This is a genomic window from Hyphomicrobium sp. CS1BSMeth3 (assembly GCF_900117415.1).
Taxonomy (GTDB): Bacteria; Pseudomonadota; Alphaproteobacteria; order Rhizobiales; family Hyphomicrobiaceae.
The window spans coordinates 1,217,166-1,235,777 of record NZ_FPEI01000005.1; the positions used below are offsets into that span (position 1 = coordinate 1,217,166).

Genomic DNA, 18,612 nt, shown 5'->3' on the forward strand with positions numbered 1-18,612 from the left:
GTGCGATCAGAGAGGGCGTGGGATGATCTCGCGCCCTCTAAGCGTTCGTGCTCTCGCCTTCCACCGGTGGCGTGTCGGCAACCGCATCCTGCATCTCGCGGCGGCTGAACAGGCGCATCACGAACACGTAGAACACCGGCACGAAGAAGATCGCGAGGACCGTCGCCGTGATCATGCCGCCGAGGACGCCCGTGCCGATCGCGTTCTGGCTCGCCGCGCTCGCGCCGACGGCACGCGCCAGCGGAACCACGCCGAGCGTGAAGGCAAGCGACGTCATGAGGATCGGTCGGAAGCGCAGATGCGCCGCCTCGATCGTGGCATCGAGCACGGACTTGCCTTCGGCGTGCAGATCCTTGGCAAACTCGACGATGAGGATGGCATTCTTCGCCGAGAGGCCGATGATCGTGATCAGGCCGACCATGAAGTAGACGTCGTTCGGCATGCCGCGGAGCGTGACGGCCAGCACCGAGCCGATGACGCCCAGCGGGACGACGAGCATGACCGCGAGAGGGATCGACCAGCTCTCATAGAGCGCCGCCAGCAGCAGGAAGACGAACAGGATGCTGAGCCCGATCAGGTAGGGCGCCTGCGATCCGGACTGGATTTCCTGTAGCGACTGGCCTGTCCACTCGTAGCCGAAGCCGGCGGGCAGCGTCGCCGCGAGCCGCTGCATCTCAGCGATCGCGTCGCCGGATGAGTAGCCGGGGCCGGCTTGTCCGCCAATGCGAACGGAAGGATAGCCGTTGTAGCCGACGACCTGCGCGGGCCCCTTTGCCCACTCGACGCGCGAGAAGGCGGAGAGCGGCACCATGCCGCCGGCCGCATTGCGGACGTTCAACTTGAGGAGATCCGGCGTCTGCAAGCGCTGTCCCGCCTCGGCCTGAACGGTCACGCGCTGCATGCGGCCCGCATTGGGGAAGTCGTTCACGTAGCTCGAGCCGAGATTGGCGCTGATCGTCGAATTGATGTCCGCGAACGTGACGCCGAAGGTGTTCGCCTTCTCGCGGTCGATGATGAGCGTGACCTGCGCAGCATCGGGAAGGCCTTCAACGCGCACGCCGGCGAGCTTCGGGTTCTTCGATGCCGCAGCCATGAGCTGATCGCGCGCGGCAGCAAGTTGTGCCTGCCCAAGACCGCCGCGGTCCTGCAGACGGAACGAGAAGCCGCTCGTCGTGCCAAGACCCTGGATGGGCGGCGGCGACAGCGCGAACGACAGCGCGTCGCGGATCTGCATGAGCTTGCCGTTGACGCGATTGGCGATCGCCTGGGCCGAGTCCTCCGGGCCGCGCTCGCTCCAGTCCTTGAGCGGCACGAACGCCAGCGCCGCGTTCTGCCCGGCGCCGGAGAAGCTGAAGCCGGAGATGGCAAACACGCGACTGACGCCCTTCTCCGCAAGGAAGGCATCCTCGATCTGGCGGATGACGTCGAGCGTGCGGTTGGCGCTGGCTTCCGGCGGCGCCTGGATATCCACGATCAGGTAGCCTTGATCTTCGTTCGGTAGAAATGCCGTAGGCAGCCGGACGTATGCCCATCCGAGACCGACGAGCAGCGCAAGATAGATGACCATGAAGCGCGCGGGCCGGCGTACGATATGGCCGACGGCGCCGCTGTAACGCTTCGACGTCCGCGAAAAGCCGCGATTGAACCAGCCGAAGAAACCGCCTTTCTCATGATGTCCCTGAGGAATGGGCTTGAGAAAGGTGGCGCAGAGCGCCGGTGTGAGCGACAGCGCCAGAAAGCCCGAGAATAGGATCGAGACGACCATCGTCAGGCTGAACTGCTGGTAGATGATGCCGACCGCGCCCGGAAAGAACGCCATCGGCACGAAGACGGCCGTGAGCACCAGCGTGATGCCGATGATCGCACCCGTGATCTGCCCCATGGCCTTGCGTGTCGCCTCGCGCGGCGACAGGCCCTCCTCGGCCATTATTCGCTCGACGTTCTCGATGACGACGATGGCGTCGTCGACCAGGATTCCGATGGCGAGCACCATGGCGAACATCGTCAGTACGTTGATCGAGAAGCCCGCGGCAAAGAGCAATGCACAGGTCCCGAGCAGCGCGATCGGCACGACGATCGTTGGGATGATCGTGTAGCGGAAGCTCTGCAGGAACAGGAACATCACGAGGAAGACGAGCACCATCGCTTCCGCGAGCGTGTGCAGCACCTTCTCGATCGACACCTTCACGAACGGCGATGTGTCGTAGGGGATGCTGTACTCGATGCCGGGCGGGAAGAAGCGAGCGAGCTCGTTCATCTTCGCCTGGATCGCGTTGGAGGTCGCGAGGGCGTTGCCGGTCGCCGAGAGCTGAACGCCGATGGCGGCTGTGGGCTGGCGATTGAGACGCGTGGAGAAGGCATAGCTTTCGCCACCGATCTCGATCCTGGCGACATCGCGCAGGCGAACGGACGAGCCGTCTGGATTGGCGCGCAGCACGATCGCGCCGAACTCATTCGTCGAGGTGAGCTGGCCCTGAACGAGAACCGTGGCGGAGATCTGCTGTGTGATCGGATTGGGCTGGGCGCCGATGGCGCCAGCGGCTACCTGCGCATTCTGGGCTCGGATCGCGGCCAGGATGTCGTTGGCCGTGAGGCGCAACCCGAGCATCTTGTCCGGATCCATCCAGATGCGCATGGAGCGCTGCGTGGCGAAGAGCGTCGCGCTGCCCACGCCGGAGATGCGTCGGATCTCGCCCATGACGTTGCGATTCAGATAGTCGCCGAGGCCGACGGCATCGAGGTTCCCATCAGTCGACCTGAGCGCAATGACGAGGAGGAAGCCGGTGCCGGCTTGCTCGACGCGCATTCCCTGCTGCACGACGGCCTGCGGCAGGCGCGGCTCGACGCGGCGAATGCGGTTCTGCACCTCGACCAGCGCTTCGCCGATGCGCGTGCCCGGCGTGAACGTCACCGTGAGCTGGATGCGGCCGGAGTTGTCAGAGGTCGATTCGAAATAGAGGAGCCCTGGAACGCCGTTGAGCTCTTCCTCGATCGGTCGTGTCACGCTCTGATACATGTCCTCGGGCGAAGCACCCGGGAAGGTCGTCTGCACCGAAATCTGCGGCGGGGCCACGTTCGGATACTGTGCGACCGGCAACAGCGGAATGGCGATCGCGCCGGCGATCATGATGAAGATCGCGACGACCCAGGCGAAGATGGGCCGCTGGATGAAAAAACTCGGCATGGTTCTGGACTTCTCGCTCGCTGAGGGCGTTGCGGTCGCGTCTACTTCTTGGGTGTGCTGCCGCCGTTGTTCGACGCGGCTTTCCACGGCTGGGGAGCGACCGGTGCGCCAGGGCGTAGTTTCTGGAAGCCCTCGGCCACCACCTGATCACCCGGCTGAAGGCCGCTCTCGATGACCCAGCGGTTGCCGAGGATGCGCCCTGTCAGGACGACGCGCAGCTCGGCTGTCTTGCCGTCTTTTACGACGTAGACCTGCGAGCGACCGCCGGCATCACGCTGCACGGCCTGCTGGGGGACGACGATGACATTGCGCTGGATGCCCTGCTGGATGAGGACACGCACATACATACCGGGCAGGAGATCGCCTTCCGGGTTCGGGAACTCACCGCGCAACGTGACCTGACCGGTCAGGGCGTCGACGGCGGCTTCGGAGAAGAGCAGTCGGCCCGAGTGCTGGTACGGCGTGCCGTCGTCCAGCAGAAGCCGAACGGGAGCTTCGCCCGCCTTGTTGCTCCCCAGCTCGCCGGCTTTCAGGGCGCGGCGCAGGTGGAGAAGCTCGTTGGCCGATTGCGTGAAGTCGGCATAGACGGGATCGAGTTGCAGGATGGTCGCCAGAATATCCGCAGCGCCAGTCCCGACGAGCGCGCCTTCGGTGATGAGCGCGCGACCAATGCGGCCGCTGATCGGCGCGCGCACCTCGGTGTACTGCAGGTTCAGCTCGGCAGCGGCGAGGCCAGCCTGGGCCGCTGCGACGTCGGCGTCGGCCGTCGCCAACGCCGCGACAGCCGTCTCGTACTGCTGGGCACTGGCGATATCGCGCTCGCGCAGCGCTGTTTGGCGGTCGGACTGCTGGCGAGCCTGCAGGCGTGCGGCCTCGGCCCGCTTGAGCGTGGCGCGCGCGCTGTCGACCTGAACTTTGAACTGCGCGGGATCGATGCGGTAGAGGACATCGCCTTGCTTGACGAGGCTGCCTTGCTCGAACACGCGTTCGATGACGATCCCCGACACCCGCGGACGGACCTCCGCGATGCGCGTCGGCGCGATGCGCCCGGGCAGCTCGTTGGTGATCGGCACGTCCTCGGGCGCGACCGTGATCACGCTGACCGGGACCGGCATGTTCGGGGGCATTTGTGCCGCAGCGGGCAAGGGGGCGGCGGCGCTTGCGAGCAACGCTGCCGCGCCCAATACAGCGCCCGTCTTCCTGAAGTTCATGACCATGGAGTATTTCCTGAATTGGTGAGTACTGCAGCGCTGCGGTCGTCGGTATGCACCAGCCTTACAGCGCCAGATCCTGCATCTCGTTCGGCGTCTCGGGGCGTAGGAGCGCACGGATATCCTCGAGTATCCGAGCGCGCTCCCCTGGCGGCCATTCGTACAGTCCGAAGGATTCGATGAGTTTCAGCCCCTCGACAGCCAAAAACGCCACGGTGCCCCGGCGCGGGTAGGTGGAGCTCGCCTGGATGGCCTCGATGAAGCTGCCGATGCTCTCTTGAATTGCGCACCGTAGATCATTGTGCTGATTGAGTGCGACGGCAAGGTCTAAAGCGACGTTCCTATGGAAAGCCGTCTCGTCGCTCTCGGCAGCCGCGATCAATCCCAGTATCGCGGCATTCGGTTTGTCGCCTTCCTTCTCGATGAACGCGTGGAGACGCGCGACCTCGGCGGCGGAGAGGTGCTCGATCACGGCCTTTATGAGGGCCTGCTTGGTCTTGTAGTCGTAGAGGACGCTCGCCTTGCTGATCCCGGCCTCGGCGGCAACGGCATCCAGCGTCAGCCGCGTGGCGCCGTCGCGGGCGACGACCCTCTGGGCAGCCTCGAGCATTGCAGTGCGATCAATCGTTCGGGTACGCGCCATAGGTCGCCCCATTTATTTCCGACCGGACGGTTATTTATGGGGGAGTTGTTCGACCGTCAAGACACTTTTCGATGAGCCCCGCCCGATTTGAGGAAAGGTTTTAAGGCGTTCTTGTGGCGTAATCCATTGAATTAGAATGATAATAATCTAATCTGCAAGCCATCCTGTCCGGTCGCAACGGCCTAGCGACGAAGGCCAACCGTGGCCCGAGTGAAGCTCTCGACATAGTCGAGCAGCTTGTCCGAGGCCGCCATGGCACGGTCGGTCTGCCCCTTGGCGATGGCGCGCGCTTCGTCGGCGTGCAGGCGCGCGCACTTCGGCAGGTCCGCGGCCTCCTTGTAGTGGAGGTACCAGAAGCGCCGCGAATGGCCATTGAGGAAGCGCATCGAGCGCGACGCGTACTCATTGTGCGCGGCCTGGATCAGCAGCGCGTTCATTTCGCGATCCAGCCTCATGAAGGTGATGTCGTCATTGGCGCGTGCGGCGGCTCCCATGCCCTCGGCAATGGCGAGGAAGCGCTCCCGCTCGGCGTCGGTGGCGCGTTCGGCACTCGTGCGCGCGAGAAGCCGTTCCAGCTCGCGGCGGACCTCGAGCACGAGAAGCTGGCGGCGCGGGTCCGTATCGGTGACGATGATCGCCTTGCGCGGCAGCACCAGCACGAGGCCCTCGTGGGCGAGACGCTGCAGGGCCTCACGAACGGGCGTGCGGCCGATGCCGAGCTCCGTGGCCAGCGCCTGCTCCGAGAGCACTGCGCTGGGCGGGAGCCGCAGGGTAACGATCATCTCCTCGAGACGATTGTAGGCCTGCTCCGTAAGCGTCTCTGATTTGGCTGCTGCAACCTGATCCGGCTTTTTGATCTGCAAAACACGCGTCATGGAATGTGCTCAGGTCCCAGGTCGCCGGGTTCTCTCCCCTTGTCGGACCATGAATAAGGCCGGCCCCACGAAAGGGCCAGCCACAACTCACGGGGTCTGCCGCGTGGCCACTCTGCTCAGCGTGGCTTCTTCGGCGGCATGTCGCCTTTCTTCACGCCGGCCTCGGGGAAGATCCACATGGCAACGACCGCGAATATGGCAAAGCCGATGACGAACCAGGCCGGCACGGTCCTGGCGATGGTCGCCTCCCAATAGGCGAAGGCCAGCGCCGCTAGCAGAGTTACCACCGAGACGATGGCTTTGACGTCGTTTGGCATGACGCTTCGCTACCGCTCTCTCAGTAGTTGCCCATGGTCGCTGCCGCCGCCTCGTCCGGCCGCTTCGGCGTGCCCCTCAGATCCTTTTTGAGGTGCGCCGTGTCGTAGCCGTTGAAGATATGGCCGAGCAGGCCGCGCTTGAGGTCCGAGGTCCCGAAGAACCAGTCTGCGATCGGGAAGGTGAGGTTCATGTTCACCTCCATCATCAGCCGCGCGTTGTGATGGGCGGTGTGATGGCGCCGCAGCGTGTTCACGAACGGGCAGTGGCGCACGAACCAGTTCTCATCCACGTGGCAGCAGAAATGCATGAACTCGTAGATGAGATACATGCCCGTCGTCGTGCACATGAAGAGCCAGCCGACATTCGGCGAGAACAAATACCCGAGGATCAGCCCGCCTGGGATCGACATCAGGATGAAGACGACGAGCGCGTAAGGCGGGAAGACGGTGACGCGCCAATCCTTGTGATCGCGGAAGCGCATTTCCTCGTCAGTGAAGAACTGGTGATGATTGAGCGTGTGGCGCTCGTACACGGAGCGCAGGCCTTTGATCGGGATCGGCCGGTGCATGATGTACTTGTGCACGAACCACTCGAAGACGTTGGTGAAGAGGAACGTGACGGGGATCGTGAGGAGCTCGAGCCAGGTCGGCGCGTGAATGTGCTGCAGGTAGATGTAGAAGGCCGCGGCACCCATTGCGTAGATGATCGCGATGTGCAGGTAGCCGTCGTAGAACCCCATGATGCGGTCGCGATACTGCGCCCGGAACTGCTTCTGGCGTTCTGTAATCATCTTTTCTTCCTCTCGTACCGTTGAGGCGGCCGGCTACATCATGCCGCCGGCTGCAACCTTGCGCTCTTTGGACCAGTCTTCCTCCTGCTGGAGGGCGAAGATCGATGTGTACCCGCCCGACCAATCCGGCGGCAGCAGGCAGGGTCGCGGATCATGATACGCCCATTGTGCGGGCTTGCCGCGCACGACGGCGCCATAGTACCGCGACTGCAGGGGGTTATACGTGTAGGGCATGGCGTTGGCTGCGGAATAGACGTTGAGCAGCAGCGGCCGCGGCGTCTCTGACCAGTTCGCCTTCGAATAGTGCAGCGTGCGGCAGTTGTGGATCGTCACCGATCCCGCCGGACCTTCGAGGTAAACGACCTTGCTCATGTCGATCGCTGCTGCGTCCTCGGGCTTCATGCAGCCGACCCACTGACCCTGATCATTGTATTGATCGACGACCGGGCCGTTGTGGCTGCCAGGCAGCACGCCGAGCGGTCCTTGATCGGCCGTGCAGTCGAACACGTACGTGCCGGCCGTGCATGGGCTGTAGTTGGTGTGCGGCCAGAAGGAAATGTCCTGGTGCCACTTCACTTCGTCGCCCCCCTTCGACCATTTGAAGTTGAGCTTGGAGTGGTGGAATTTGACGTCCGGTCCGACAAGATCGGCGATCGCATCGGGAAGCGGTGAGCGCGGCCCCGCAGCGTACTCCCAGTATGTGGGGTGGTGATCGTTCATGCTGGAGAGGCGGCGCAGGCGCGGCGTGTCTCTTGTGTGGCCCTTGTCGAGGTCCCAGACGGCATCCGACTTCGCGACGCCGCGGCTCTTGTCGACCATCTCGTCTGTCGTCGCGCGCAGGCGCTCGATCCACTCATCGGGGAGCAGCTTCTCGAGCAGAATGTAGCCGTTCTCGAAGTAAAACTCGCGCTGCTTCTGCGTCAGCACCTTGGGCTTGATGGCAAGGATCTCTTCGGGCGTCATCGGGCACTCCCTATCGTCGCGGAGCCGTCTGATATATCAGAAGTACATCATTATCGCTGTCATGGTCAACTGGACAGTTTCGTCTGCACTACCTGAAGCCGAGCAGCACCGTCGGCAGCCACAGCACGAGCTGTGGAAATGCTGCGACGATGATCAGGCAGACGAATTGAACCGTGATGAACGGCACGACGCCGAGGAACATGTGATTGATCGTTATTTCCGGCGGCGCGATGCCTCTTAGATAGAAGATTGCCGGCGCCATGGGCGGCGACAGGTAGCTGGTCTGGATGATGATCAGGAAGAGGACGCAGAACCAGACGGGATCGAAGCCCATCGACTTCACGATCGGCACGAAGACCGGAATGAAGATCAGCAGGATCGAGATCCAGTCGAGGATGAAGCCGGCCAGGAAGCAGATGAACAGGAAGACGGCCAGCGTCAGCCACGGGCCGAGATTGGCGGCGGCAATGAGCTTTTCGGTGGTCTGAACACCGCCGCCGGCGATGAAGACGCCGGCGAACATGTTGCCCGCCATCAGGATGGTGAGGATCATCACCGTGATCTTCAGCGTCTTGATCAGCGACTCGTTCAGGACCCGTAGAGAGAAATCGCCGTAGACCACAGAAAGCAGCAGCGCACCGAGCGCTCCAAGTGCGGCCGCCTCGGTCGGCGCGGCGATGCCGAACATGATCGAGCCGAGCACGGCCATGATCAGCAGCATCGGCGGCCAAAGCGCAATCGCCGAGATGCGCACTTTTTCGAGGAATGGCGGATCGTCAGGCGAGGGCGGGATACGCGGGCCCTTGTCTGGCCACACAACACACAGGACCAGGATGTACAAAATATAGAGCAGCGCGAGGAGCAGGCCAGGGATCAGCATCCCGAACATGAGGTCGCCAATCGACACGTTCGCCACCGGGCCGAGCAACACGACCACGATCGAGGGCGGGATGATCGTCCCGAGCGATCCTCCGGCACAGATCACGCCCGAGATAAGCGACTTGTCGTACTTGTACTTCAGCATCACTGGGATGGTCAGCAGGCCGACCACGGTTTCGGTCGCACCGATAACGCCCGACGAGGCCGCGAACACGACGCACATCAGCACCGTGCCGATTGCGAGGCCGCCAGGGAGGCGGCGTGTCCAGAGGTGAATGGCCTCGAAGAGCCGCTCCGCGATGCCGGCGCGCTCGAGCATTGCGCCCATAAAAACGAAAAGCGGCACGGCGGCGAGCACGAAGTTCGATGCCATGGCATCGACCTTCTGGATGAACTGGTAGATCACAGAAGGGCCGAAAGCCCAGTAGCCGAAGCCGAACGCCACGCCGATCATGGCAAAGGCAACGGGAAAGCCGATGAAGAGGGCAAAGAGCAGCGCAGGAAACATCAGCAGGGAGGCAGCACCGAGCATCTAGTGAGCCTCCGCCGAACGATTGCCCTCGTAGCTGGGGCGCTTGCCTGTGAGAAATAGGATTGCCTTGAAGATCTCCGCGAAGATCTGGAGCACCAAAAGTACGAAGGCGATGAAGAAGACGAGCTTGAAGGGCCAGATGATCGGGTTCCAGGCCGATTGGCCCGAGAGCTCGTTGGTCACAAAGGAGTGCCACCAGTAGCTCCATAGCGACCAAGTCATCCAAAGCAGGCACGGCAGCACGAACAGCGAATAGCCAACGAGATCTATCCAGGCCTTCGTGTTTTCGGAGAACATCTGCGAGAAGGCGTCGATGCGGATATGACCTCCCTCGCGGAGCGTGTAGGCCATGCCGAGGAGCGCATGCGTTCCCATGGCCATATAGGCAACCTCGTAGGCCCACTGCGTCGGCGAGTTGAACAGATAGCGTGCTCCGACGTCATAGACCGTGGCGAAAATGAGAGGTGCCACGAGCCAGGCTGTCACATAGCCGCTGATGCCGGAGATGCGCTCGATCGTGCGCACGAGAGATCTCATGCGGTCCCCCTTGAAGTTGGGCGGAAGTGATTGTGGGCCGAGCCCGAGGGGCCCGGTCCAGGGCGAAAATCAGTAGCGCGTGTTGCGGTAGCTCGACGCGTTGGCCCAGAGCGCCTCGAAGGCACGCTGGCTCTCCCAGACCTTCTTGAACCAGGGATTGGTCGCGGCCTGCTCCTCAGCCCATTTCACCGACATGTCCTTTGTCGCCTTTTGGACCTCGGGTGAGAGCTCGATGATCTCGTTCCCCTGCTCGCGGAAGAACTTGAGTGCCTTGGCATCCTCAGCACCAACGCGCATCCAGCTCTCGAGCGTGACCTGCTTTGCGGCCATCTCGACGAACTTCTTGTCTTTGTCGGAGAGCTTGCCCCAGGCGGCCTTGTTCACGCACAGCTCGAACGGCGCGGATGGCTGGTGCACGCCGGGGATGATCACGTACTTCGCGATCTTGTGAAATCCCATCGAGATATTCTCGTAGAGGGTTCCCCACTCGGTGGCGTCGATGGCGCCGCGCTCGAGCATTGGATAGGTCTCAGGCCCGGGCGTCGTGACCGAGGCTGCGCCAAGCGAGCGCGAGATCTCGAGCCAGGCTCCCGCCGTTCTGAGTTTCAGTCCCTTGAGGTCGTCCATCGTCCGCACGGGTTTGCGCGAATGCAAGAAGGCCTCGGCCGTTCGCGTGAAGAGCGGCATCGAGATGATGTTGAACTTCTCTTCGTTGAACTGACGCCACAGCTCGAGCCCGCCGCCCTCATAAATCCAGTGCAGCATACGCTCGCTGTCCATCGAGCCGGAGAAGCCGCCGAAAAGAACGGTGGTCTTGTCCTTGCCCCAGTCGTAGCCGATCCAAGTGTGGCAGGCTTCGGCAACGCCGTTGGCTACGGCCGTCCGCGACTCGAGCCCTTTGGAGAGCGTGCCGACCGGCAGCACCTGAACTTCGATGCGGCCATCGGTGAGCAGCTTGATGCGCTCGGCAAAGGCTTTGGCGCCGAGATCCATCAGCGGACCGCCGCCCCACTCGGTCTGCAGTTTCCAGTTGTGCTCGGCGGCTTGCACGAAGGTCGCCGGTGCCGCGAGCAGCAGGCCGGCGGTCAAGCCGACCGCTGCCAGAGAGAGCCCAAGGCTGCGTCTCATGTCTTCACTCCTTTGACGTTTCCCTATGTCGTTTTGTCGGGGCTCTGTTGTTGGCCCCTTCTGAACGCTCACGTGTTCATCTCAGTCTTCTTGATCGCGACCCTTTCTGTTGCGGCGCTGAAGGCACGCGGCGGCCGCAGTGGCCGACGGCGTCCGAGCGCAAGGGAGATGGTAGGGGAGGCAGCCGGCTTCGTCGTGCTCGTCACGGAGAACGCGCACGACAGTCACTTCAATAGTCATTCGATTGCTTGTGGACTTGGCCACGTGGCCCCCACCACGTTGATAATAGGCGAGTGATATATCATTGTGGGGTAGATTGGCCAGAGCCTCTGGCATTTTCAACCCCGATTTCGAGGCGGGCGGGGGGATGGGTGACCGATGGGCGCCAGCCCCGCGCGTTCACTGTGCAGGATCGGCAGCACGCAGCGCAATGCTGTCAGTACGCGCCGTTCGTGCTGAAGCTGTCGCCTCAGAGCCAGCCGCGCCACTTGTAGGCGTAGTATCCGATCCACTCGCGCAGGGCGCCGCTGGTCATGGCGAAGGCACTGGCTTGCGGCAACCAGTCGAGTGCCGTGCCGGTAAGCCGATCGCTCGCGCGAAAATCGCACGGCGCGGGCTCGGCCGGAAAGCCGGCCTTGCGAAATATGGCCAGCGCGCGCGGCATATGTGCGGCTGATGTCACGAGCAGGACGCGATCGAGGGGGATCCCGCGCAGGATTGATGCAGCCTCGGTTGCGTTCTCATAGGTATTCCGGCTGCTGGTGCCGACCATGATGGCTTCCGATGGCACGCCGAGCGTGACCAGCATGTCGCGTATGACCTCGCCCTCGGGCTGCGCCGCCTGTTCCCAGGGCAGTTGGCCGCCGACGACCACCATCCGTTTGACTTGGCCTGACCTGTAGAGGTGGGCCGCATACCAGACGCGGTCGGACGCATCATAAAGCTCCGGCGTCGGATGCGGCGCCTTGGGTGCGCTCACGGCCCCGCCGAGCACGATGGCAAGCTCGGCTTTGGGGAGCGCTGCCGAATTGGGCGGATACTGCCGCTCGAGCGTGCCGAGAAGCCAGTTGGCGAAAATCGGCATCGCACTCAACCAAAAGATGGCGAGCGCGAACACCGCGAGCACCCCGGCGATCCGCGTCGCCCGGAGGAGAAGAGCGAGACAGGCCCCGACAAGCGCAAGCGTCACCAGCCCTTCAGGAAGGAGCGTGAGTGGGAGGACCTTCGAGAGGAATAGCTGGAGTTCGGCGGGCATTGAGCTCCTTCGACCGGTTCATCGTGTGCGCACGGCAGACGTCGGCCATTTCGCGCAGCATAGTTCGTGCGCGTACACCGCACGAGCTGCAGCAATACGGCAACAGCAATGGCATAGACAGTGTTGCTGATTGTGACTACGGACTAGCTCTGCTGTCTGGCCGCTGGCTGGCTGCGGGCGCATGTGGGCAAGGGTGGACCCAGCGATGAAGGTGTTGTCAGTCGCCTTTTCCGCGATGCTCGCGACGATCATTGCGACATGCGTTGCGGCCGCGCAGGTTGCCGAAGTTCGCCCGGTCCGCGGTGAAATCCTGGTGAATACCGGTGTCGGTTTTCGGGCGATCACCGAGACAATGCAGCTCAAGCCGGGAGATGCGGCGCTTGCCGGAGACCAAGCTTCCGGCAGCCTCATTTATGAGGACGGCTGTCGCGTCGATGTGGTGCCGGGCTCCCTCGTCTGGGTTCGCCCTCGCTCTCCGTGCAGTGCCGATGCCGGTCCGCCGCCGCCCCGTGATCCGGAGCCGACGCTCGTACCTCGCACCAATTGGGACTCATCTTGGCTCGCGGGCGGAGCCGTCATGATCGACGGCCGCAAGCCGCCGGCAGGCCCCTGACGGCGTCGAGGATCGCGTGGTGAGAGGCGAGCCGTTGCAGGAACGAGCGAAATCTTCGGGACCTCGAATTTCGCGGTCGCGCGGACCGTTCACGCCATTCTTTGCGGCGGCTTCAGCTTACTTTGCGGCCTGCCTGATGTTGGGGGGCGGCACGCGAACCGGATTTCTCTCGGATGTCGTGCTGCAGGTGCTCGCCGTCCCGCTTGTGCTGTGGGCGGGCTGGCGACTGCTCGATGTGCCGCTAGAGGCCGGGAGCCGGCGTGCACGAGGAGCCTTGCTCGTTTGCCTCATGGTGGCGGCGCTCCCGATCGCACAGTTGGTGCCGCTTCCGCCGGAGCTATGGCGGGCGCTGCCCGGGCGTACCGACGTCGTCGACACGCTCGCGGCGGCCGGGCTCGAGGTCGGCTGGCTGCCCCTCAGCGTCGTGCCGACTGGAACATGGCTGAGTGCGCTTGCCGTTTTGCCGCCGATGGCGGTGCTGTTCAGCGTCTTGCAACTCGACTACGCCGAGCGGCGCCGACTATTGCTCGTTTTCCTGATCGTCGGCGTGCTCGGCGCCATTCTCGGCTTGGTGCAGCTCGCGCAAGGACAGGCCAGTCCATTGCGATTCTACGCCTTTACGAATCCGACGGAGACGGTCGGGTTCTTCGCGAACCGCAATCACCACGCCGCGTTGCTCAATTGCCTGCTGCCGATTACGGCCGCGTGGATTATCGCAGCCCTGAGCAAAGCGATGCGGACGGGCTCGATCTGGTCGCGACGCGCAACACCGCACCTGACAGCGGCAATCATTGCAACTTTGATCTTGCTCGTTGCGATTGCCGCGCAACTCCTGGCCCGCTCTCGCGCGGGTCTCGGTCTGATGCTTTTTGCTCTCGCCGGTGCGCTGGTGATCGCCTATGCGATCCCAAGTGGCACGGCCGATCCGAGGCCTGGAGCACGACGCAGCGGCGTGCTTCGCGTTTTCAACTGGCTCCTGTTGGTAGTGGTCGGACTTGCTCTCGTTTTAGCGGCGCAGTCGGCATTCGACGGAATTCGGGGACGCCTCATTGCGGATTTGCTGGCTGACGGACGCATCCCGCTGGCGCGCAACACATTCGACGCTGCGATGGCCTACATGCCATTCGGGTCCGGCATGGGGACATTCGTCCAGGTTTATCAATCGTTCGAGAGCGCGGCCGACGGTTTCACATTTTCCTACGTCAACCGCGCCCACAACGACTTCCTCGAGCTTTGGCTCGAGACCGGGCTCCCCGGACTGGTGGGAATGCTCCTTTTTCTGGCCTGGCTCGCACGTGCCAGCGTGCGTGTCTGGCGGCGCGGGCTGCCCGGCGCCGGCCATGAGAACAACCTGCTCGGATGTGCCGCGGCGCTCGTTCTCCTCCTGCTGCTGGCGCACTCCGCTGTCGACTATCCGCTCCGCACAACGGCCCTGATGGCTGTATTCGCTTCGGCGATCGCAATGATGATCGAGCCCGTCGGGAAGAGCCTCGCTTCAGGGCGGCCTTCCAATGCTGCGATCGCTACGGAGGAGGGTGTCGCTCTGCCCGAGGTATCGTCGATGGGGCAAGCTATGGGGCCATCCACCGGCTTCAGAGCGGCCACGCCGCCGAGCGGCGGATGGCCGGAAGCATGGCGGGCACGGCAGCACTCGGACAGGACCGATGCCCCCGGCTAAGGCTCGGTGGGCAATGGCCCAAACGAGTGCAAGTGCGAAGCCTGAGTGATCAGAATGCCACGATCCAGCCCGGCGCGGTCGAATCACGGAGGCGATCGCCAGAATCTAACAATCTGATTTATATGTATATTTCTCTTTTCCGCATTGAGCCTATGTGCGGCTTTTTTGTGTTGACTGTGTGGCACGCTTGGAGGAAGCATGCGGTTAACAAAGAATTAACGGCAAATGCTTTTCGCAGCGGACCATCGGGCGGGGCGGTGAGTTTTGCTCACCGGGTTAGTATGTCGACAGTTAGTCGGGGGCGTTACTTATTTCTTGATTTCTTGATTTATTGGTTGTCGGCCTGGCTTCGATCGCAGCCTTGGCCTTGCGCGAGAACTTTGCTCTCGCCGACGGCCGTTGGGGCGCATTCGTACCCTATCTCCTGTTCACGCTTGCGATCTCCGGGCCCATCCTGATCGTGCTGGAGCTGGACCGTTCCGTCTGGCGCTTCAGCGGGCTCGCCGACTACGGCCGGGTGGCGTTCGCCTCGGTGCTGATCGTGATTGGCGCGGTGGCCACGGGCTTCGTCGTGAATCGACTGGACGGCGTCGCGCGCTCGCTGCCGGTGCTGCAGGCGGTGCTCATGGCTGCGGGCTTGATCGGAACCCGCGTGCTGACACGCGTCGCCTACGAGCGTCGGCGCCGCGCGGGCGGCCACACACCGCTCGCGCTGCCAAGGGCTGACGACACGGTCCTGCTCGTTGGTTGGAGCAGCCTCGTCGAGCTCTATGTCCGCTCGGCTGCCGAATTTGGCAGCGGCCAGATCCATATCGCCGGCATTCTTTCGCCGCACGAGCGTCATGTCGGGCGCCTCGTGCAAGCGATCAGGGTCCTCGGCACGCCGGAGGACGCCGACAAGATCCTCACAGACCTCGATGTCCATGGCGTTCATGTCGGGCGGATCCTCATTGCCACATCGCTCGATCGTCTGTCCGACGAGGCGCAGCGCGTGTTGCGGGAAATCGAGAGCACGACGGACGTTCGCCTCGAATTCTTCGCGGAGCGGCTCGGGTTGACCGGCTCCAGCGAGGCGCTGTCAGCTCAGCGTCAAGAAAGCTCCTCGAACGCAAAGACTGATGTGGCCTCCGCACTCGCTGTCGAGGAGGCCGAATTCACGCAGGCTTTGCGCCGGCCGTACTGGCGGCTCAAGCGGATGATCGATGTGGCGGTGGCGCTGACGCTCATCCTTGTGTTGTCGCCATTGATTCTGCTGGTCGCGCTGTTTGTGGCGCTCGATGTCGGCCTGCCGGTGCTGTTCGTGCAGCAACGCCCCGGGCTGCGCGGAGCGCGCTTCAACCTCTACAAGTTCCGCACAATGAGCCCGCCGCATGACCGCGCAGGCCTCAGAGTATCGGATGAGGCGCGCATTTCCTGGGTCGGTGCCTTCTTGCGTCGCACACGTCTCGACGAGCTGCCGCAGCTTTTCAATATCCTCTTCGGCGACATGTCCTTCGTCGGGCCGCGTCCCCTGGTGGCACGCGAGCAGTCACGTGACGTCGTCGCGCGCCTGCTCGTGCGGCCTGGCCTCACCGGTTGGGCACAGGTGCACGGCGGCAGGACGGTCTCGGTGGCGGACAAGACGGCCCTCGACATTTGGTACGTGCGCCATGCATCGCTCATGCTCGACTTGAGAGTCGTCTTCGCGACGGTTCCGATGGTCCTGTTCGGTGAGCGCGTCGACGGGGATGTGGTCAGGCTCGCATGGCGGGATCTCCACGGCCTCGAAGGGCGCGGGCAAGTGCGCGAGTAGGGCCGGATGCGATGATCTCGGGCGTGCCACGGCTGAATGGCAGCATAGGCGGCTGGTGCGCGCAGCTCCGTGGCACATTGCGCCGCGAGACGCCGACGTGGAACGTTGATATGCGATATGGTGCGGGCTCGTTGGGCCGTGTTGCGGCGCGCAGGACGCCCGCTGGCGGCGTGCGGGGGGGCTCCGGGGCAGTGAGACCTTCGTCCCCGGTTAGCCTTGAAGGCAATAGGACTTAAGGGCGCTCGCTGGCGCGCCATGATCGCGCCGGAAATGGGCTGCTTCCTTGGGGTGTGCGTTCGGTTGTAGTTCGGGGGCCCGTTCACCCGAAGTGCGGTAGCTTTCCCTACGCACCATCCTCCACAAACTCGGCAATTGGAGAGAGACTTGCAGGCACGCACGACAGTACGAGTTCACGGCGACAGCGAGCACCTGGCTTCGCGCAAGACCGTATTGGTTACAGGAGGTGCCGGCTTTCTCGGCTCGCATCTCTGCGAGCGACTGATTGCCGACGGGCATGATGTTATCTGCCTCGACAATTTCTTCACGGGCGCCAAGCAGAACATCGATCATTTGCTCGCGCACCCGCGCTTCGAGATGATGCGCCACGACATCACGTTTCCGCTCTATGTCGAGGTGGACGAGATCTACAATCTCGCGTGCCCCGCCTCGCCGATCCACTACCAGCACGATCCCGTGCAGACGACGAAGACGAGCGTGCATGGCGCAATCAACATGCTCGGTCTCGCGAAGCGCCTCAAATGCCGGATCTTCCAGGCCTCGACATCTGAAGTCTATGGCGACCCCTCGATCCATCCGCAGACCGAAGACTACTGGGGCAACGTCAATCCGATCGGCCCGCGCTCCTGCTATGACGAGGGCAAGCGCTGCGCCGAGACGCTTTTCTTCGACTACTATCGCCAGCACCGCCTGGAGATCAAGGTGGCGCGGATCTTCAATACGTACGGTCCGCGCATGCATCCGAACGATGGCCGCGTCGTCTCGAACTTCATCGTTCAGGCCCTTCGCGGCGCACCGATCACAATTTACGGCGATGGCAGCCAGACGCGGTCCTTCTGCTATGTCGACGACCTGATCGAGGGCTTCGTCCGGTTGATGAACAGCCCCGCCGAGGTCACCGGCCCGATCAATCTCGGCAATCCGGGAGAGTTCACGATCCGCGAGCTGGCGGAGCTCACCATCGAGATGGTTGGCTCCAAGTCGAAGCTGACGTTCGAGGCACTTCCGCAGGACGATCCCAAGCAGCGCCGCCCGGACATCTCCCGCGCCGAGGCACAGCTCGGCTGGCGGCCGACCATTCCGCTGCGCGAGGGCCTGCAGCGGACAATCGCCTATTTCGATCGCTTCCTATCCGGCCGCGCGGGCACCTAGGGCAACGCTTGGGTCAGCAGCAGCCATTTGGCGATTGTAATGGGCAGACGCGATGCCTCTCGCGGCTGGCGGAGCTCGTGGCAAGACGACGCCGGTCGATGAGGATCGCCGCTGAGTATGTTGGTGCTTCGAGAGTGAGCTGAAGGTGCCTTCGGCGGACACCTATGTTCAATTTGGCTGTGGGTTTTCCGCGCCCGACGGATGGCGCAACTTCGATGCGTCTCCAACGCTGCGTTTTGAGCGTCTGCCGGTCATCGGGCGCATGTACACGCGCAATGCTGCGCGATTTCCGCTGAATGCCGAGTTCGGCGATATATGCAAAGGGCTTCCGCTTTCGTCCGGAAGCTGTGCCGGCGTGTACGCAAGTCACGTCCTCGAGCATCTGTCGCTCAAGGACTTCCACCTCGCCTTGGACGAGACGTTCAGGATACTGCGGGGTGGCGGCATTTTCCGGCTCGTGGTGCCGGACCTCTACACGATCGCCCGAGACTATGTCTCAGCCCACGACAATAGGGACACCGGCGCGAGCCTTTCCTTCATGCGCGCATCACATTTGGGACATCCAGCTCGCTCACGAGGCATCGGCGGGATAGTTCATGAACTGCTTGGCAATTCCAGGCATCTCTGGATGTGGGACGAGCTATCTCTTGCCGAAGCGCTTCAGAAGCATGGCTTTGTTGGCGTGCGCCGCGCGTATCTTGGCGACAGCGAAGATCTCGCTTTCGCACGCGTGGAAGAACCTTCGCGTTTCGACCACGCGTGCGCAATGCAGGCAGTCAAGCCATCATAGGATCGCGTAAGCATTTTAGGAGTTCATCGGGCCCT

At 63.0% G+C, this 18,612-nt stretch carries 16 protein-coding genes; 5 read left to right on the forward strand and 11 right to left on the reverse strand.

Translation table 11 applies throughout. The features are described from left to right. Window positions 1-37: 37 nt before the first annotated feature. The 11 genes from CS1BSM3_RS14720 to CS1BSM3_RS14775 form a co-directional block, all read right to left on the reverse strand. Window positions 38-3,184, reverse strand: coding sequence for an efflux RND transporter permease subunit (locus CS1BSM3_RS14720; protein WP_072387868.1), 3,147 nt, complete (start codon window positions 3,182-3,184; stop codon window positions 38-40). 41 nt (window positions 3,185-3,225) lie between these two features. Next, window positions 3,226-4,401 (reverse strand): efflux RND transporter periplasmic adaptor subunit, encoded by a 1,176-nt coding sequence (locus CS1BSM3_RS14725; RefSeq protein ID WP_072387870.1) that lies wholly within the window; start codon window positions 4,399-4,401, stop codon window positions 3,226-3,228. A gap of 58 nt (window positions 4,402-4,459) precedes the next feature. Next, window positions 4,460-5,038 (reverse strand): TetR/AcrR family transcriptional regulator, encoded by a 579-nt coding sequence (locus CS1BSM3_RS14730; protein ID WP_072387872.1) that lies wholly within the window; start codon window positions 5,036-5,038, stop codon window positions 4,460-4,462. A gap of 182 nt (window positions 5,039-5,220) precedes the next feature. After that, on the reverse strand, window positions 5,221-5,913 hold the full coding sequence (locus tag CS1BSM3_RS14735; protein ID WP_072387874.1) for a GntR family transcriptional regulator: 693 nt from the start codon (window positions 5,911-5,913) through the stop codon (window positions 5,221-5,223). A 116-nt stretch (window positions 5,914-6,029) separates the two neighbouring features. Next, entirely contained in the window at window positions 6,030-6,230 is a 201-nt protein-coding gene (locus tag CS1BSM3_RS14740) for a hypothetical protein (RefSeq protein ID WP_072387876.1), read from the reverse strand. Between the two features lie 20 nt (window positions 6,231-6,250). After that, the gene (locus CS1BSM3_RS14745) at window positions 6,251-7,021 is read right to left on the reverse strand and encodes a sterol desaturase family protein (protein ID WP_072387878.1); all 771 of its coding nucleotides are present in this window, start codon (window positions 7,019-7,021) and stop codon (window positions 6,251-6,253) included. 33 nt (window positions 7,022-7,054) lie between these two features. After that, window positions 7,055-7,984, reverse strand: coding sequence for a phytanoyl-CoA dioxygenase family protein (locus tag CS1BSM3_RS14750; protein ID WP_072387880.1), 930 nt, complete (start codon window positions 7,982-7,984; stop codon window positions 7,055-7,057). 88 nt (window positions 7,985-8,072) lie between these two features. Beyond that, window positions 8,073-9,395: a TRAP transporter large permease gene (locus tag CS1BSM3_RS14755; protein WP_072387882.1), complete on the reverse strand. Its 1,323-nt coding sequence runs from the start codon at window positions 9,393-9,395 to the stop codon at window positions 8,073-8,075. After that, window positions 9,396-9,932, reverse strand: coding sequence for a TRAP transporter small permease subunit (locus tag CS1BSM3_RS14760; protein WP_072387884.1), 537 nt, complete (start codon window positions 9,930-9,932; stop codon window positions 9,396-9,398). A 69-nt stretch (window positions 9,933-10,001) separates the two neighbouring features. After that, window positions 10,002-11,060 carry a TRAP transporter substrate-binding protein DctP gene (dctP, locus tag CS1BSM3_RS14765; protein ID WP_072387886.1) on the reverse strand — a complete coding sequence of 353 codons (1,059 nt, stop codon included), beginning with the start codon at window positions 11,058-11,060 and terminating at the stop codon, window positions 10,002-10,004. A gap of 469 nt (window positions 11,061-11,529) precedes the next feature. After that, window positions 11,530-12,315, reverse strand: coding sequence for a YdcF family protein (locus tag CS1BSM3_RS14775; RefSeq protein ID WP_072387890.1), 786 nt, complete (start codon window positions 12,313-12,315; stop codon window positions 11,530-11,532). 205 nt (window positions 12,316-12,520) lie between these two features. Here CS1BSM3_RS14775 and CS1BSM3_RS14780 point away from each other — a divergent pair, with 205 nt between their 5' ends. The 5 genes from CS1BSM3_RS14780 (at window position 12,521) to CS1BSM3_RS28615 (ending at window position 18,577) form a co-directional block, all read left to right on the forward strand. Next, window positions 12,521-12,928, forward strand: a complete 408-nt coding sequence (locus tag CS1BSM3_RS14780) for a hypothetical protein (protein ID WP_143149215.1) — start codon at window positions 12,521-12,523, stop codon at window positions 12,926-12,928. Window positions 12,929-13,064: 136 nt separating this feature from the next. After that, a complete protein-coding gene (locus CS1BSM3_RS14785; RefSeq protein WP_072387893.1) occupies window positions 13,065-14,606 on the forward strand; it encodes an O-antigen ligase family protein in 1,542 nt (513 codons plus the stop codon). Between the two features lie 367 nt (window positions 14,607-14,973). Continuing rightward, window positions 14,974-16,398: a sugar transferase gene (locus CS1BSM3_RS28445; protein WP_210188779.1), complete on the forward strand. Its 1,425-nt coding sequence runs from the start codon at window positions 14,974-14,976 to the stop codon at window positions 16,396-16,398. 429 nt (window positions 16,399-16,827) lie between these two features. Continuing rightward, window positions 16,828-17,787 carry a UDP-glucuronic acid decarboxylase family protein gene (locus CS1BSM3_RS14795; protein WP_072388265.1) on the forward strand — a complete coding sequence of 320 codons (960 nt, stop codon included), beginning with the start codon at window positions 16,828-16,830 and terminating at the stop codon, window positions 17,785-17,787. 262 nt (window positions 17,788-18,049) lie between these two features. Beyond that, window positions 18,050-18,577, forward strand: a complete 528-nt coding sequence (locus CS1BSM3_RS28615) for a class I SAM-dependent methyltransferase (RefSeq protein ID WP_280174751.1) — start codon at window positions 18,050-18,052, stop codon at window positions 18,575-18,577. Window positions 18,578-18,612: the final 35 nt, after the last annotated feature.

Excerpts from the sequence above, each read along its gene's own strand:
- CS1BSM3_RS14720 (WP_072387868.1), bottom strand. The coding sequence starts at position 3,184 with ATGCCGAGTTTTTTCATCCAGCGGCCCATCTTCGCCTGGGTCGTCGCG.
- CS1BSM3_RS14725 (WP_072387870.1), bottom strand. The coding sequence starts at position 4,401 with ATGGTCATGAACTTCAGGAAGACGGGCGCTGTATTGGGCGCGGCAGCG.
- CS1BSM3_RS14730 (WP_072387872.1), bottom strand. The coding sequence starts at position 5,038 with ATGGCGCGTACCCGAACGATTGATCGCACTGCAATGCTCGAGGCTGCC.
- CS1BSM3_RS14735 (WP_072387874.1), bottom strand. The coding sequence starts at position 5,913 with ATGACGCGTGTTTTGCAGATCAAAAAGCCGGATCAGGTTGCAGCAGCC.
- CS1BSM3_RS14740 (WP_072387876.1), bottom strand. The coding sequence starts at position 6,230 with ATGCCAAACGACGTCAAAGCCATCGTCTCGGTGGTAACTCTGCTAGCG.
- CS1BSM3_RS14745 (WP_072387878.1), bottom strand. The coding sequence starts at position 7,021 with ATGATTACAGAACGCCAGAAGCAGTTCCGGGCGCAGTATCGCGACCGC.
- CS1BSM3_RS14750 (WP_072387880.1), bottom strand. The coding sequence starts at position 7,984 with ATGACGCCCGAAGAGATCCTTGCCATCAAGCCCAAGGTGCTGACGCAG.
- CS1BSM3_RS14755 (WP_072387882.1), bottom strand. The coding sequence starts at position 9,395 with ATGCTCGGTGCTGCCTCCCTGCTGATGTTTCCTGCGCTGCTCTTTGCC.
- CS1BSM3_RS14760 (WP_072387884.1), bottom strand. The coding sequence starts at position 9,932 with ATGAGATCTCTCGTGCGCACGATCGAGCGCATCTCCGGCATCAGCGGC.
- dctP (WP_072387886.1), bottom strand. The coding sequence starts at position 11,060 with ATGAGACGCAGCCTTGGGCTCTCTCTGGCAGCGGTCGGCTTGACCGCC.
- CS1BSM3_RS14775 (WP_072387890.1), bottom strand. The coding sequence starts at position 12,315 with ATGCCCGCCGAACTCCAGCTATTCCTCTCGAAGGTCCTCCCACTCACG.
- CS1BSM3_RS14780 (WP_143149215.1), top strand. The coding sequence starts at position 12,521 with ATGAAGGTGTTGTCAGTCGCCTTTTCCGCGATGCTCGCGACGATCATT.
- CS1BSM3_RS14785 (WP_072387893.1), top strand. The coding sequence starts at position 13,065 with ATGTTGGGGGGCGGCACGCGAACCGGATTTCTCTCGGATGTCGTGCTG.
- CS1BSM3_RS28615 (WP_280174751.1), top strand. The coding sequence starts at position 18,050 with ATGTACACGCGCAATGCTGCGCGATTTCCGCTGAATGCCGAGTTCGGC.